This is a genomic window from Serratia sp. root2 (genome assembly GCF_031931805.1).
Lineage (GTDB): Bacteria > Pseudomonadota > Gammaproteobacteria > Enterobacterales > Enterobacteriaceae > Serratia > Serratia inhibens.
This window is the reverse complement of sequence record NZ_JAUJXB010000003.1, coordinates 273,145-287,542: the sequence shown is the minus strand read 5'-3', so window position 1 is coordinate 287,542 and position 14,398 is coordinate 273,145. Positions and strand designations below refer to the sequence as shown.

Below are 14,398 nucleotides of genomic sequence, written 5' to 3'. Positions count from 1 at the left end.
TGAAGTAATTTTACCTGCCAATAACATTTCGTCAAATTGGTTAATTTTATTGCGCAATAGATACAATCTATCACGCACCCTGTTAAGTTTTGATATGCTATTTGGAAAGGTTGTATCAACATTGACAACACAAAGTAAAAAAGGTAGCTCTATATTTAATGCGTTTTACATCAGTTATTGTTGCTTTTTAAATATCATATTTAACCTTTACTGGATGGTAGACGACTTATGAGCACGTATTATGATGATTCACAGGCAGTTTTTAGCCCTGTTACGCGCAGTGCCATCTTCATTGTCGCGACAATAACAAATACGCCGGAACACCACTCCACCGTACGTAACTGGTGTGCCGACGTGTCGGCAGTGGTGCGTTCGGTGGCAAAAAGAGCGCCGGCTGGGCAGCTGTCATGCGTCTGCGGATTCGGTTCCACCGCCTGGAATACGCTTTTCGGCATTCCGCGCCCGGCGCAATTGCATCCTTTTCGTGAAATAGGATCCGGTGGCCGCGTCGCCATCGCTACACCCGGTGACATTCTGTTACATATTCGTGCCGAAGAAATGGATCTGTGTTTTGAGCTGGCGACCCAGTTGCTGAACAAACTCGGCGATGCCGTCACCGTCGTGGATGAAGTCCAGGGCTTCCGTTATTTCGATCAACGCGCCATGATCGGCTTTGTCGACGGTACCGAAAACCCCGAGGGCCGCGGAGCCATCGACTTCACCGTGGTGGGTGAGGAAGACCCGGCCTTTGCCGGCGGCAGTTACGCTTTGGTGCAGAAGTATCTGCATGATATGAAAGGCTGGAACTCGCTGACCGTTGAACAGCAAGAGGGCATTATCGGCCGCCATAAACAATCCAATATTGAGCTGGATGCCGACGTAAAACCGTCCTCATCCCACAGTTCGCTCACCACGCTGGAAGATGAAAACGGTAACGAAGTAAAGATCCTGCGCGATAACATGCCATTTGGCAGACCCGGCATGGGCGAGTTCGGCACCTACTTTATCGGCTATGCCCGATCCCCGGCGCCGATAGAACAAATGCTTGAAAATATGATTATTGGTCTTCCGCCGGGTAATTATGACCGCTTACTCGACTTCAGCCATGCCGTCACCGGCGGTTTATTCTTTATTCCGTCGCTGACATTATTAGAAGAGTTATCGACGCGCAGTGTGCCGCCCAATAGTCATTGACGTAACGACTGGCGAAAAAATCATTAAAAGACAATTAAAGAGTAACGCATCCAGCATTTTACTGAAAAATGCCGGATGCACTTCATTTCGCAAACCGGCATTGTGATAACGATGCCTTAACTCACCATCACCACTAAGGAGCCGGCATCAAGTTCGTCAACGTCATTATTTAATCCGACAAGATTAAATAAATAACAGACATATCTAAAACGCCTGTTTTATTGAAGTTAAATCGCTTTAACTTGATAGGAGTTAATTCACCATGCCTATTTTATGTGATATTTGTCATGCTCGTCCGGCATCGGGCCGTGTGACAGTGATGCAAAATGGTCAAAGGAAATCCATTGCCATCTGTGATTACGATTACCGGCAATTAACGCGCCATCAAAACATTCTCAATCCATTCGACTCCCTGTTGGGTGGCGGCGGCGCCTTATCGCGTTTCTTTAATGAGTTAACCGAAGACGAAGCGGCGGAAGAAACGTCCGGGTTCTCTGCGGAAGTCCCGCGCGAATCCGTCGATGCCACCGATGCCTTCAGCAAACAAACGCTTGAGCTGCTGCAACGCGCGGCAGAAAAAGCGCATGAACTGCACCGCAGTGAACTTGATACCGAGCACCTGCTGTATGTGTTGGCGGATACCGATGTCTGTTCCGCCCTGCTGACAGAACTCAAGTTGTCGCCGCAGGACATCAAGGCCTACATTGACCAGCATGCTTACAAGGGGGCCGCCGAAACCGGCGCTACTCTGGAAGACATGACGGTTTCCCCACGTCTGAAAAAGGCCTTCATGTACGCTTTCCAGGCCTCCCGCGATTTGGGCCATTCCTATGTTGGCCCGGAGCATTTACTGATCGGGCTCAGTGAAGTGCCGGACAGCATTGCCGGCGCCCTGTTGAAAAAATACGGCGTTACCCCTGCCGCTCTGCGACAGAAAGTGGTGAAGCTTGTGGGTAAAGGTGCGGAAGACGGCCGTATCGATACCCCGACGGGCACGCCAACGCTGGATAAGTTTGGCCGCGACCTGACTGAAATGGCGCGCCAGGGCAAGCTGGATCCGGTGCTCGGCCGCGCGCAGGAGATTGAAAGTACCATTGAAGTGCTTGCCCGTCGCAAGAAAAACAACCCGGTGCTGATCGGCGAGCCTGGCGTGGGCAAAACCGCCATAGTGGAAGGGCTGGCGCAGCGCATTGTCAAAGGTGACGTGCCCGAAGTGCTGCGGGGCAAGCGCCTGGTCGAAGTAAATATCAACTCAATGGTGGCGGGCGCAAAATACCGCGGCGAATTCGAAGAACGCGCCAAACAGTTGATTGATGAGGTCAGCGAGAAAAATGCCGAACTGATTTTGTTTATCGACGAACTCCATACCATTGTCGGTGCAGGTCAGGGCGGCGGCGAAGGCGGTCTGGACATTGCCAACGTACTGAAACCGGCGCTGGCGCGCGGTGAACTGAGCCTGATTGGCGCCACAACCCTCAACGAATACCAAAAACATATCGAGAAAGATGCTGCGCTTGAACGTCGATTCCAGCCGGTTTTGGTACCGGAACCGACCGTCGACCAGACCATCGTCATTTTGCGTGGTCTGCGCGACAAACTGGAAGCGCACCATCAGGTGACCTTTGTTGATGAAGCGTTCGTCGCGGCGGCCGAACTGTCCGATCGCTATATCACGTCACGCTTCTTGCCGGACAAGGCCATCGATCTGATTGACCAGGCGGCGGCCCGCGTTCGCATTTCCGCCACCTCCCGGCCGGCTGATATTCAGGAACTGGAAGCGGAAATCGCCCACCTGAAACGCGAGCAAGACTCGGCGTCTTCGCGTAAAAAATTTGACGACGTTAAAAGCTTCGAAGCGCAAATTAGTGACAAACGGGCGCGCCTTGAAGAGTTAACGGAAGCCTGGCAGCGCAAAACGGGTTCGGAGACGCTGGAAGTCACCCTGTCTTCCGTCGCTGAAGTGGTGTCGCGCCTGACCGGCATCCCGGTGACTGAGTTAACCCAGGAAGAGCGGAAAAAATTGCTCAATATGGAAGACAAACTGCGTGAACGCGTGGTCGGGCAAGATGATGCGGTCGAAGCCGTCAGCGACGCCGTACGCCTGTCGCGCGCCGGGTTGAGCCAGGCACACCGCCCTATCGCCACCTTCTTGTTCCTCGGCCCTACCGGCGTCGGCAAAACCGAGCTGGCCAAGGCCATCGCCGAAACGGTGTTCGGTGACGAACAGGCCATTATCCGTATCGACATGTCGGAATACATGGAGCGCCATGCCGTTGCCCGTCTGATCGGTGCCCCTCCAGGGTATGTGGGTTATGACGAAGGCGGCCAGTTAACCGAGCGTGTAAGACGCCGCCCTTACAGCGTAATTTTGCTCGACGAGATCGAGAAAGCGCACCCGGACGTCTACAACGTGCTGCTGCAGGTATTCGATGATGGCCGCCTGACGGACGGTAAAGGGCGCGTGGTCGATTTCAGCAACACCACCATCATTGCTACCAGCAACCTCGGTTCTGCGGTGATCATGAATAACGCCTCGCTACCGGAGGCGGAACGCAAGTCAGACAAGACGATTCACGACGAATTGATGCAAGTGCTCAAGGGCCACTTCCGCCCTGAGTTCCTGAACCGCATCGATGAAGTCATCGTGTTCAACTCCCTGTCTCAGGAAAATATTCGTTTAATCGTGAATATCCAGCTTGAGCATTTAACGCGTACGGCGGCGGCTCAGAATATCACCCTCAATATTGCAGATTCTCTGGTGGAACACCTGGTGGACGTGGGCTATCAGCCTGACTTTGGCGCCCGCGAACTGAAACGCAGGATCCGCCAGGAAGTGGAAACCCGCCTCGCGAAAGAAATTCTTGGCGACAACCTGAAGTCGGGCGACAGCGTCGAGATTGGCTATGATCAAACAACGAACAAGGTCGTGTTTAACAAACTGATCCCCACGAGCAAGGAGAATCCAGCCCCGCCGACAACGCCAGAAACGCCTGTTGCTCAGGCTGGGCCGCAAACGCCTGCGGAGCCGCAGGCATAAGCTAAAAAGCCGTCTTGCGGCGGCGGAATATCGGGCGTGAAGTTGCCAGACGTCTTTTTCACGCCCAGTGAGTCACCCGTAAAAGATTTATTGCCGCCTGAGCACCCGCTCTGTCTGGCCGCCGGTGCAGACAGAGAAATGGCAAAGCGCACGCAGCCATTATCAGGCGGCAATAATAGTTGTCGGTTATCCCGCCTCCCGAGGGGAACACCGAATAGACCTGTCTCAATAAGATATCGCCCACTCAGGGGTGGTAGGAGTTCATATGATGAAGAAGAAACGCGCCGTTCCCGGAATTCGGCCCTATGATGGACCTGCGGGTGGCTGGGGCGCCTTGAAAGCGACGGCTATCGCCGTGAAAACACAAATGGAAACCTTCGAAGCGCCGGTCACGCTGATGCGGACCAACCAACCGGACGGCTTCGACTGCCCTGGGTGCGCCTGGCCTGACAAGGAGCACCACTCGACCTTCCAGTTCTGCGAAAACGGCGCCAAGGCGGTAACCTGGGAAGCCACCAGCAAGCGGGTAACGCCGGAGTTTCTGGCGGCCAACACGGTGACCTCCCTGCTGGAAAAAACGGATTTTGAACTGGAAGGCTACGGTCGTCTGACGCATCCGCTGGTTTATGACAGCGCCAGCGATACGCTGCGCCCGGTCGAATGGGATGATGCCTTCAAGCGCATCGGCGAACTATTGCGCGGCATGCAGTCGCCGGATCAGGTTGAATTCTATACCTCCGGCCGCGCGTCCAATGAAGCCGCCTACCTGTTCCAACTGTTTGCCCGTGAATTCGGTACCAACAACTTCCCGGATTGCTCCAACATGTGTCACGAACCGACCAGCGTTGGCTTGCCGCAATCCATCGGTATCGGTAAGGGCACGGTGTCATTGGATGACTTCGACAACACCGAACTGGTGATTTCCATTGGCCACAACCCGGGCACCAATCACCCGCGCATGATGGGTACCCTGCATGAACTGGCACGACGCCAGATACCGATTATCGTCTTCAACCCGCTGCGTGAACGCGCGCTTGAGCGCTTTGCCGATCCGCAAAACGTAATCGAGATGGCGACCTACAGCTCCACCAATATTGCCTCCACCTATTACCAGGTTAAAGCCGGCGGCGACGCCGCTGCATTGAAAGGGATCGCCAAGGCGCTGTTGGAATATGACGCCGCGCAGGGAGCGGGCAGCAACGTTATCGACCGTGATTTCATTGCCGAACACACCAACGGCTTTGAGCAATTCGCCACGGATTTGGCCGCCACCTCGTGGCAAGACATTGAAGCGGAGAGCGGCCTGACTCAGGAAGATCTGGAGCAGGTCGCGCTGGCCTATGCGAAATCCAAAGCCACGATCATTACTTACGGCATGGGCATTACCCAGCACAACAAAGGGACGGCAAACGTACGTTTGATTGCCGATCTGCTGTTAATGCGCGGCAATATCGGCAAGCCCGGCGCCGGGATCTGCCCGCTGCGCGGCCATTCCAACGTTCAGGGCAACCGCACCGTCGGCATCACTGAAAAGCCTTCGCAAGAATTCCTGACCAATCTGGAAAACGTGTTCGGCTTTGTCGCCCCGAAAGAGCATGGGCATGATGCGGTAAAAGCCATGCAATCCATGGTGGAAGGCACCTCCAAAGCACTGATTTGCCTTGGCGGTAACTTTGCCGTGGCCTTGCCGGACCCGGATCTGTGCTTCCCGGCGATGAAATCGCTGGATTTAAGCGTCCATCTCGGTACCAAACTCAACCGCTCACACCTGCTGGTCGCCAAGGAAACCTATATCCTTCCTTGCCTGGGGCGTACAGAACTGGATATGCAAGACAGCGGTCGCCAGTCGATCACGGTGGAGGATTCCATGTCGATGGTGCACGCCTCTTCCGGCAAACTGAAACCGGCATCCCCGTTCCTGCTTTCAGAACCGGCGATCGTCGCCGGTATGGCCAAGGCAACCCTGCAAGACAGCAAGGTGCCCTGGATGGAACTGGTGGCCGATTACAGCATCATTCGCGATCTGATTGAAAAAACCATTCCCGGTTTCGATAAATACAATGAGCGTATCGCACAACCCGGCGGGTTCCGTATGCCGCTGCCGCCAACCGAGCGCATATGGCCGACGCCAACCGGCAAAGCCATGTTCTCGGTGTTCAGCGGCGTAGAAGAAGATGCCGAGGTTCAGGGCGACGACGTGCTGCGGCTAATCACCCTGCGCAGCCATGACCAGTACAACACCACTATTTACGCAATGGATGACCGTTATAGAGGCGTATTTGGCCGTCGCGATGTTCTGTTCATGCACGACATCGATCTTGAGAAGCGGGGCCTGGAACATGGTGATCTGGTCGATATCGAAACCGTCGTGGCCGGGCGCAAACTGCGGCTGGAAAATATCACGGTGATCTCCTACAACATCGCTCCAGGCTCCGTCGGCGCCTACTATCCTGAGGCGAACGTTCTGGTTCCGCTGGATTATATCGACAAGGAAAGCGGCACTCCGTCTTATAAATCGGTGCCGGTTCGCGTCACTCACGCCACGGCCAGCTAACGGTTTAATAGATTCGTCGTTAATGAGTCTGCATTGAAGGGGGTGAAGTCACATTCACCCCCTTTTCTATTTGAATGCCTGCCCGGCGAGCAAACCGATAGCAATAAACAGCATGGCAACGCCGGAAATGCGGCTGACGACACGGGCGGCCTGCGGACGCGTCTGCAATACGGACTGCGACCCCCATCCCACCAGCAGATAAACCAGCCCGCAGCTCACCAGATGCAACAGACCCAACGCGAGGATCTGCATCGGGATCGACCAGGCGGCATTGGCATCGGTGAACTGTGGCAACAGCGCCAAAAACAACAGAAAAACCTTGGGATTGAGGCCGCTGATGCAAATCCCTTTACCGGCCCAACGCAGCCAGGAGCCGGACGACTGCCCTTCACCCGCATTGGGCGCGGGGGGATCAAGCAGCATGTTGAAACCGATCCATAACAGATAAGTCGCACCAATCAGAGTCAATACCGTGAGGGCCAACGGATTGCCCGCCACCAGCGCGCCCACGCCGGCCGCCACGATCGCTATCGCCATCAGATGCCCCAACAGCAAACCCGCCACCGCAGGCACCACCACCCGTCCGCGTATGCCTGCCGCTATGATATACGCCCAGTCCAGCCCCGGCGTAATGACAAACAGCATGGATACCGCCCAAAAGGCGGCAAAAATAGCCGGCGTCATGTGTGCGACGCCTTTTGCGGCCACCGCAGCGCGGTGGGTGGGCTTATCCGCTTTATCACTTCACTTTCCTCCGCAGGACACTGCTTTCAGGCTCAAAAAGCCAGGAATGTCCAAAATTGTTCAATTATTGAAAAGAATATCCCCAAGTTGTTAGAATGTGGTTTCAATTATTTGCGTATAAATTGCAGATTGAGGGAAATTATTCCAAATGGATAAGATCGACCGCAAAATCCTTGCTGAACTCCAGTTCGATGGGCGTCTTTCCGTTACCGAATTGGCTGACCGGATAGGGCTCAGCGTTTCCCCCTGCCATCGCCGGGTACGCGCTCTGGAGCAATCCGGCGTGATCCGGGGCTACCGCGCGCACCTCGATCCCGGCTGCCTTGGCTTTAACTTTTCTGCGTTGGTGTTTGTCACAATGCGGGAGGGCGATCGTCAGGCCGTTGAAGCCTTCGAGAATGCCATGCTGGACATTCCCCAGGTTATCCAGGCACAGCGGCTGTTCGGCGACCCCGACTATCTGCTGCACGTCATCGCCCGCGATCTGCCGGCATTTCAGCGGCTTTACGACGAACGGCTTTCCGCCCTGCCCGGCGTACAGCGCCTTACCTCCACACTGGTCATGAAAAGCGTGGTGCAAGACCGGCCTTTTCTGCCGTTGTAGATTCAAATCAACCCCAAGAGGAAACAGTGATGAGCAGTGGTTTCGAGGATTCAAAAGCCTTATACATCGGCATCTGTACGGTGGTAGGCGATGCGTTCCTGGCCTTGGCCAATGAAGAGCGTGAAACGCAAAAAGCGGACGTGATTAATGAGCTCAAAACGGCGATTACCCGCGAAGGCCGGGATGTCGGCCTGGATGAAGCGCGCGAATTGGCGATCGAGTGGCTGGAGCGATAACAGTGCCGAGGATAAAAACCGGGGTTTGGCCGCGTTCTTTTTTACCCGCGGGAAACCGGCAATAAAACGGGAGCGTTTCCGCTCCCGCATGCCATTCAGGGCACAATCACAAAGTCCGGATTGGCAACGGCGAAAAGCGCGTCGCGGTCCGGTGCCGGTGGATAGATCCACTGCGTATTGATCTCCTGCTTAATCTTTTTGCCCTCCTGCCGGGTAAAGCGTACCTGACGATCCCACCCTTCGGTGTAGAGCGCCCCCCAAGGGCCGAGATCAAGACAAGTGACATATTTCGGCTGGCTGTAAGGGTGCACCGGCAGCCCCGTCAGTTCCGCCGCCGCGTTATGGCCGGCAACGCGCCCGAGGCTCATGGCATGCTGGCAGGACATCACGTTGTAGTTGCCGCAATCGTCGGTCGCGGCCTTCACCGTATCCCCGGTAACAAAGACGCCCGCCGCCGCCGGTGCACGCAGGTATGCATCGCCGATCACCCTCCCGCTGCCGTCGCGTTCGCCAGGGATCTGCGCAGTGAGCGGATGCGCTCGCATGCCCGCAGCCAGTATCACCGTGTTGGCCGCGATGCGTTCGCCGTTCGACAACGTAACGCCGTCTGCATCCATCGCAGTGACGCGCACTCCGGCCCGCGACTCGATGCCGCATTCTGCCAGCGCCTGCTGGATCACCGCGGCGGGTTCCGCGCCCATTGCGGCACCGACCTCTGGCGCGGTATCAACAATCACCACGCGAATATCCGCTTCGCTGCCCAAAATGTCGCGTAACCGCATTGGCATCTCAGTGGCACTTTCCAACCCGGTCAGCCCGCCGCCGACCACCACCACGCTATTGCGCGCAGGGGTTTCCGCTTTATTGGTCAGCGCTTTTAAATGGGTATCCAGGCGCTGCGCGTTTTCCAGCGTATCCACGTTGAAACCGTATTCTGCAAAACCCGGCACCGCAGGCACAAACAGCTGGCTACCGGTCGCCAGTACAAAGCGGTCATAACCCAGGGTGATTTTTTGCCCGTCGGCCTGTTGAACCACCAGAGATTTGCTCGCGGTATCAACCTGCTCCACCAGACCCGCCAGATGATGTACGCCGACGGCGGCAAGCTGGGAGGAAATGTCCGGGTTCATGTTTTCCAGCACCGCCTCATAGAGGCGTGGTCGTATGGTGACATTTGGCGTCGGCGATACCATCGTCACCTCAATATCCCCGATTTTACCGGCAATCGCGATGGCGCGCATGGCGGAAACGGCAGCCCAAAACCCGGCAAAACCCGAACCGGCGATCACTATTTTCTGCGTCATTGGTTTACTCCTTCAAAGATAGATAACCGGGCCTTCAGGCTGCCCGTGACGTTTTCCGGACGAACAGCGCCGCTCCGCCACCCGTCAAGAGGGTGCAGAAGGGCCCCCGCCTCTTCCGGAGAGGCGGGAAAAAAGAGTCTTTTCAGGGAAGCAGTGCGGCGATGTTAGGGCTTGGTGCGCGCCGGTTTGCCGCTGCGGGTGGTGCGCCCGCTCATGCGTTCATCGATCCAGATATTCACCTCGCTGAAGAAGCCTTGCGGTGCCTTGCGGCCAAAACGGGTGGCAACGGCACCCAGAGTTTGCGCCGCCAGGGCGTCGCGCATGGCTTTTTCCGCCTGTAGCATCACGGCATGGATTGCGCACTTGCCGGAAACCGCCCAGTCGGGCGGCGAATTGTCGAATACGGCGCAGCGGCCACGCACTTCCTGACAGTCGAACAAGGGTTTGTGCCCTTCAATGGCGTCGATGATTTCCAGGAAACTGATTTCATCCGCCGGGCGCGCCAACCGGTAACCACCGCGCACCCCTTCGCTGGCCGCAACTATCCCCGCCTTTTCGAGTTTGGGAAATATTTTGGCGAGGAAGCTGGGGGAAACCCCCTGCAATTCTGCCAGCTCACGGCTGCTGAGGGCGCGCTGGTTATCGCCGACCAGCCAGAGCAAACAGTGGATACCATATTCAACGCTGGTTGTGATGTACGCCATTTTTGAGTCTTCAGTATGATGTGGCCTTCAATAACACAGACTATATTAGTCTCCGTTTATCTTGTCAATAAAAACGAGGACAAACTTTATCCGTGTTTAATCGTATGACCTGAATCAATCGAAAAGGGAACGGCGTACGCAGCGAGATAGAAGCGGGGATTCAGAAATGAAAAATAAAACTTTTTTGCCTGGTTATTCCCTGACGGAAGTTTCATTGTCGCCTGCGGCTGACTATGATGTGATCTGTTTAAACGGCGCTGCAGCGTGCCGTTTTGTGAGCCACCGCACTTTCGCGCCGATTGTTTTGGCGAGCCCGGCACGGAAGAAGAACTCTTATGTGATGCTGACGTCTTAGAGATGACTATTTAAGGGAAAGGCCTGACTATGACCACCCGGTTGACCAAAACAGCGATTGCAGTACTGTTGCTCGGCGCGATCAACGCCACAGCGATGGCGCCGGCGAAGGCGGAAACCCAGGATCAACTGCCGGACATGGGCACCTCTGCGGGCGGCACCCTGAGCATCGGCCAGGAGCTGGCAATGGGGGATTTCTATGTGCGCCAGTTACGCGCCAGCGCGCCCCTGATCAACGATCCGCTGCTAACCCAATACATCAACCAGTTGGGCAACCGGCTGGTGGCGAGCGCCTATTCGGTGCGTACGCCATTCCATTTTTATCTGGTGCGCAACGACGAAATCAACGCCTTCGCTTTCTTTGGCGGCAACGTGGTGCTGCACTCCGCCCTGTTCCGTGAAACCGACAACGAAAGCCAACTGGCCTCGGTGCTGGCACATGAAATATCGCACGTTACCCAGCGCCATCTGGCGCGGGCAATGGAAGACCAGCAGCGCAATGCCCCGCTGACCTGGGTCGGCGCCCTCGGTTCGATCCTGCTGGCGATGGCCAACCCGACCATGGGCATGGCGGCGCTGAGCGGCACGCTGGCCGGTACCCAGCAGGGCATGATCAGCTTTACTCAATCGAATGAACAGGAAGCCGACCGCATCGGCATTCAGGTGCTGCAACGCGCCGGTTTCGATCCGGAAGCGATGCCCAATTTCTTGCAGAAACTGTCCGACCAATCGCGCTACGCCTCCAAGCCGCCGGAAATGCTGCTGACGCACCCCTTGCCCGACAGCCGCCTGTCCGATGCGCGCAACCGCGCCAACCAAATGCCCAAGCACCTGGTGCAGTCCACACAGGATTACCTGATGGCCAAGGTGCGTTCGCTGGGCATGTACAGTTCGGAAGGTTACGGTCTGAATGAAGAGCTGCTCGATACCTACAGCAAAGGCAACGTGCGCGAGCAGATGGCCGCCAAATACGGCCGCGCCATCCTGTTCTATGAGGCGAAAAAATACGACGACGCCCGCAACATCCTTCAGCCGCTGCTGGTGCAAGATCCGAAAAACGTCTGGCTGCTCGATCTGATGACCGACATCGATCTCGGTCAGAAACGCGCGCCGCAGGCCATCGCGCGGCTACAGGCCGCCAACGCCGCGCAGAGCAACAATCCGGTACTGCAGCTCAATCTGGCCAACGCCTATGTGGAAGGCAACCAGCCGGCGCAGGCGTCAAAAATACTTAACCGCTACACCTTCGCCCATCCGGACGATCCCAACGCCTGGGATCTGCTGGCCCAGGCCAGCGCCGCACAGGGGCTGCGCGATGAAGAGCTTTCCGCCCGCGCCGAGAGCCTGGCGCTAACCGGTCGGCTCGATCAGGCGATCGGCCTGCTCAGCAACGCCAGTTCGCTGCAAAAACTCGGTAGCCTGAAACAGGCGCGCTATGATGCGCGCATCGACCAGTTGCGCCAGTTGCAAGAGCGTTTCCGCCAGTACCAGCGCAGCTGATTTTCATAAGGATGAATTAAATGAAAAACGTCACTATTTACCACAACCCACGCTGTACCAAGAGCCGCGAAACCCTGGCGCTGCTGGAACAGCACGGCGTAAAGCCTGAAGTGGTGCTGTATCTGGAAACGCCACCGTCGGCGGAAGAGCTGAAGAAACTGCTGAAGGAACTGGGTTTCAGCTCCGCACGCGAGTTGATGCGTAAAAAAGAGGATCTGTACAAAGAACTGAAGCTGGCGGATGAAACGCTGAGCGAAGCGCAACTGCTGGCGGCAATGGTGGAGAATCCGAAGCTGATCGAACGCCCTATCGTGGTCAAAGGCAGTAAAGCGCGTATCGGCCGGCCACCGGAGCAGGTGCTGGAGATATTGTAAACGCCGCTCCGGTAGCCCCCATTGACCAAGATTATGATCATAGCCCTTACCTGGGCTATTTTTAATTGATTGTTATATAAATACTTTTCATCATCCCTTTTGGTTCTTCCTGCTATTCTCCCGGCGTGCAGTGTTAACTCACAAACGGCGTTAACAACCGTCAACGGTTAAATATCCTCAACATAGCTTTAGGTGGCCGATGAAAAACCACCCTAATAAACATATTCAGGCCGCGTTATCCTATGCCATCTCGCAAGGTTGGTTTTTTCGCTCCAGCAATGGGCACGCGTTTGGCCGCCTGCAATGTTCTCTTCCGGAGCATTGAGAACACATGATGAGCATCTGGTCCACGCCAAAAAACCCTGAACAGCACGCCATGCAAATACGGCGCAAGGTAGATCAATGTCTTGCTCAATCAGGAAAAAAGTAACAGGGGGCCCCTATGGCGCTTTACCATTTCTCACTGACGCTGACCGGCGTCACCTCAGAGACCGCCAATCTGGAGGATGCATTGTATGCCAGCGGGTGTGATGACGGCTTAATCTGTTTCTATGGCAAGACCGTCTACCTGGAGTTCGATCGTGAAAGCGACAGCTTCGCCAAGGCTATTTTCAGCGCCATCGAAGATATCGAATCCGCCGGTATTGCCGCTCAGGTAGTGTCCGTCGATTCCTCTCTGGTGGGCTTAAGCGATATTGCCGAGCTCACCGACATGTCGCGGCAAGCCATCGCAATGCTGAAAGACGGTACACGCGGTTCCAGTGATTTCCCCTCCCCGATCCAAAGAATCAAAGGCTCGTCGCCCTTATGGCGTTGGGCTAGCGTAGCAACCTGGCTGGCGAGCAAAGGTAAAATTGGCCAGGAACTGGCAGATAATGCGCGCTGTCTGGAGAACATCAATCTGGCGTTGCAACTGAGAGCCAGCAAGGAACGCAATCAGATTGATCGCTATTTTTCCTTACTGGAACACGCGAAAGAATAACGGCGGTAGGTCATTGCACGGCTAGGGCTACAGCCCCAGAATTTCTTTGACGAACGGGATGGTCAGCTTGCGCTGAGCGGTGATCGACGCGCGATCGAGCTGATCCAGCGTCATAAACAACGTGCGCATCTCACGATCCAGCCGTTTCAGCAGGAAACGGCCTACGTCTTCCGGCAGTTCAAAACCACGCAGTTTGCCGCGCAATTGCAAAGCTTGCAGCTTCTCTTCATCCGACAGCGGTTGCAGCTTGTAGATTTGCCCCCAGTCAAGGCGCGAAGCCAGGTCCGGCAGATGGAGGTTCAATTGACGCGGCGGGCGATCGCCGGTAATAAACAGGCGCGTACGGCCGGTTTCCAAAATGCGGTTGTAGAGATTAAAGATCGCCATTTCCCACTCTTCGTCGCCCGCGATGCATTCGATATTGTCGATGCACACCAGGGCCAACTGCTCCATGCCATCCAGCACTTCAGGCACGAAATAGGCGCGCTTATCCAGCGGAACATAGCCCACCGCTTCACCGCGCTGCGAAAGCTCTGCGCAGGCCGCATGCAACAGGTGACTGCGCCCACCGCCCTCGCGAGACCAGAAATAGATATAATTGCCATGTTCCTGACGAACGGCGGACTGGATCGCGCTCAATAGGGATGGGTTCTCGCCCGGATAAAAACTGGCAAAAGTTTCATCATCGGGAAGATAAAGTGGCAGTGAAAGCTGTGCCGGCGTATTCAGGGAAGCACCTCAACCAAAACTGGCAGGAAAACGCGGTAAGTCTATCACAAAAAGCGGGCTCTGTTGAACCGGCCGAATTTTA

The 14,398-nt window shown here is 55.7% G+C and carries 13 protein-coding genes and 1 pseudogene; 10 read left to right on the top strand and 4 right to left on the bottom strand.

Annotated features, from left to right (window positions below; translation table 11 throughout):
• The first annotated feature begins 228 nt into the window (after window positions 1-228).
• The 3 genes from QZQ97_RS17435 to QZQ97_RS17425 all read left to right on the top strand — a co-directional run bounded on the left by QZQ97_RS17435 (window position 229) and on the right by QZQ97_RS17425 (window position 6,785).
• The gene (locus QZQ97_RS17435; protein WP_311994467.1) at window positions 229-1,194 is read left to right on the top strand and encodes a Dyp-type peroxidase; all 966 of its coding nucleotides are present in this window, start codon (window positions 229-231) and stop codon (window positions 1,192-1,194) included.
• Between the two features lie 262 nt (window positions 1,195-1,456).
• Window positions 1,457-4,231 carry an ATP-dependent Clp protease ATP-binding subunit gene (locus QZQ97_RS17430; RefSeq protein WP_311994466.1) on the top strand — a complete coding sequence of 925 codons (2,775 nt, stop codon included), beginning with the start codon at window positions 1,457-1,459 and terminating at the stop codon, window positions 4,229-4,231.
• A 265-nt stretch (window positions 4,232-4,496) separates the two neighbouring features.
• Window positions 4,497-6,785: an FdhF/YdeP family oxidoreductase gene (locus QZQ97_RS17425; protein ID WP_311994465.1), complete on the top strand. Its 2,289-nt coding sequence runs from the start codon at window positions 4,497-4,499 to the stop codon at window positions 6,783-6,785.
• A gap of 66 nt (window positions 6,786-6,851) precedes the next feature.
• On the opposite strand, the gene QZQ97_RS17420 is transcribed toward QZQ97_RS17425, so the two are convergent.
• Window positions 6,852-7,469 carry a LysE family translocator gene (locus tag QZQ97_RS17420; protein ID WP_311994464.1) on the bottom strand — a complete coding sequence of 206 codons (618 nt, stop codon included), beginning with the start codon at window positions 7,467-7,469 and terminating at the stop codon, window positions 6,852-6,854.
• A 208-nt stretch (window positions 7,470-7,677) separates the two neighbouring features.
• Here QZQ97_RS17420 and QZQ97_RS17415 point away from each other — a divergent pair, with 208 nt between their 5' ends.
• Window positions 7,678-8,133, top strand: coding sequence for an Lrp/AsnC family transcriptional regulator (locus QZQ97_RS17415; protein ID WP_004951866.1), 456 nt, complete (start codon window positions 7,678-7,680; stop codon window positions 8,131-8,133).
• A 29-nt stretch (window positions 8,134-8,162) separates the two neighbouring features.
• A complete protein-coding gene (locus QZQ97_RS17410; RefSeq protein WP_006316883.1) occupies window positions 8,163-8,369 on the top strand; it encodes a DUF2767 family protein in 207 nt (68 codons plus the stop codon).
• A 95-nt stretch (window positions 8,370-8,464) separates the two neighbouring features.
• On the opposite strand, the gene QZQ97_RS17405 is transcribed toward QZQ97_RS17410, so the two are convergent.
• Both QZQ97_RS17405 and QZQ97_RS17400 read right to left on the bottom strand, forming a co-directional pair.
• Window positions 8,465-9,673 (bottom strand): NAD(P)/FAD-dependent oxidoreductase, encoded by a 1,209-nt coding sequence (locus QZQ97_RS17405; protein WP_311994463.1) that lies wholly within the window; start codon window positions 9,671-9,673, stop codon window positions 8,465-8,467.
• Window positions 9,674-9,837: 164 nt separating this feature from the next.
• Entirely contained in the window at window positions 9,838-10,377 is a 540-nt protein-coding gene (locus QZQ97_RS17400) for an RrF2 family transcriptional regulator (RefSeq protein WP_311994462.1), read from the bottom strand.
• A 166-nt stretch (window positions 10,378-10,543) separates the two neighbouring features.
• Here QZQ97_RS17400 and QZQ97_RS17395 point away from each other — a divergent pair, with 166 nt between their 5' ends.
• The 5 genes and pseudogenes from QZQ97_RS17395 (at window position 10,544) to QZQ97_RS17375 (ending at window position 13,587) form a co-directional block, all read left to right on the top strand.
• Window positions 10,544-10,732, top strand: coding sequence for a hypothetical protein (locus tag QZQ97_RS17395; RefSeq protein ID WP_311994461.1), 189 nt, complete (start codon window positions 10,544-10,546; stop codon window positions 10,730-10,732).
• Between the two features lie 29 nt (window positions 10,733-10,761).
• The gene (locus QZQ97_RS17390) at window positions 10,762-12,231 is read left to right on the top strand and encodes a beta-barrel assembly-enhancing protease (protein WP_311994460.1); all 1,470 of its coding nucleotides are present in this window, start codon (window positions 10,762-10,764) and stop codon (window positions 12,229-12,231) included.
• Between the two features lie 20 nt (window positions 12,232-12,251).
• A complete protein-coding gene (gene arsC / locus QZQ97_RS17385) occupies window positions 12,252-12,605 on the top strand; it encodes an arsenate reductase (glutaredoxin) (protein ID WP_311994459.1) in 354 nt (117 codons plus the stop codon).
• A 199-nt stretch (window positions 12,606-12,804) separates the two neighbouring features.
• A pseudogene (locus tag QZQ97_RS17380) lies at window positions 12,805-13,035 on the top strand (hypothetical protein).
• Between the two features lie 12 nt (window positions 13,036-13,047).
• The gene (locus tag QZQ97_RS17375) at window positions 13,048-13,587 is read left to right on the top strand and encodes a helix-turn-helix transcriptional regulator (RefSeq protein WP_311994458.1); all 540 of its coding nucleotides are present in this window, start codon (window positions 13,048-13,050) and stop codon (window positions 13,585-13,587) included.
• Between the two features lie 27 nt (window positions 13,588-13,614).
• Here QZQ97_RS17375 and hda read toward each other — a convergent pair whose 3' ends face one another.
• A complete protein-coding gene (gene hda, locus QZQ97_RS17370) occupies window positions 13,615-14,316 on the bottom strand; it encodes a DnaA inactivator Hda (RefSeq protein ID WP_311994551.1) in 702 nt (233 codons plus the stop codon).
• Window positions 14,317-14,398: the final 82 nt, after the last annotated feature.

Bases quoted from the DNA above. Each gene is read 5' to 3' on its own strand.
- QZQ97_RS17435 (WP_311994467.1), top strand. From the start codon at position 229: ATGAGCACGTATTATGATGATTCACAGGCAGTTTTTAGCCCTGTTACG.
- QZQ97_RS17430 (WP_311994466.1), top strand. From the start codon at position 1,457: ATGCCTATTTTATGTGATATTTGTCATGCTCGTCCGGCATCGGGCCGT.
- QZQ97_RS17425 (WP_311994465.1), top strand. From the start codon at position 4,497: ATGATGAAGAAGAAACGCGCCGTTCCCGGAATTCGGCCCTATGATGGA.
- QZQ97_RS17420 (WP_311994464.1), bottom strand. From the start codon at position 7,469: ATGACGCCGGCTATTTTTGCCGCCTTTTGGGCGGTATCCATGCTGTTT.
- QZQ97_RS17415 (WP_004951866.1), top strand. From the start codon at position 7,678: ATGGATAAGATCGACCGCAAAATCCTTGCTGAACTCCAGTTCGATGGG.
- QZQ97_RS17410 (WP_006316883.1), top strand. From the start codon at position 8,163: ATGAGCAGTGGTTTCGAGGATTCAAAAGCCTTATACATCGGCATCTGT.
- QZQ97_RS17405 (WP_311994463.1), bottom strand. From the start codon at position 9,673: ATGACGCAGAAAATAGTGATCGCCGGTTCGGGTTTTGCCGGGTTTTGG.
- QZQ97_RS17400 (WP_311994462.1), bottom strand. From the start codon at position 10,377: ATGGCGTACATCACAACCAGCGTTGAATATGGTATCCACTGTTTGCTC.
- QZQ97_RS17395 (WP_311994461.1), top strand. From the start codon at position 10,544: ATGAAAAATAAAACTTTTTTGCCTGGTTATTCCCTGACGGAAGTTTCA.
- QZQ97_RS17390 (WP_311994460.1), top strand. From the start codon at position 10,762: ATGACCACCCGGTTGACCAAAACAGCGATTGCAGTACTGTTGCTCGGC.
- arsC (WP_311994459.1), top strand. From the start codon at position 12,252: ATGAAAAACGTCACTATTTACCACAACCCACGCTGTACCAAGAGCCGC.
- QZQ97_RS17375 (WP_311994458.1), top strand. From the start codon at position 13,048: ATGGCGCTTTACCATTTCTCACTGACGCTGACCGGCGTCACCTCAGAG.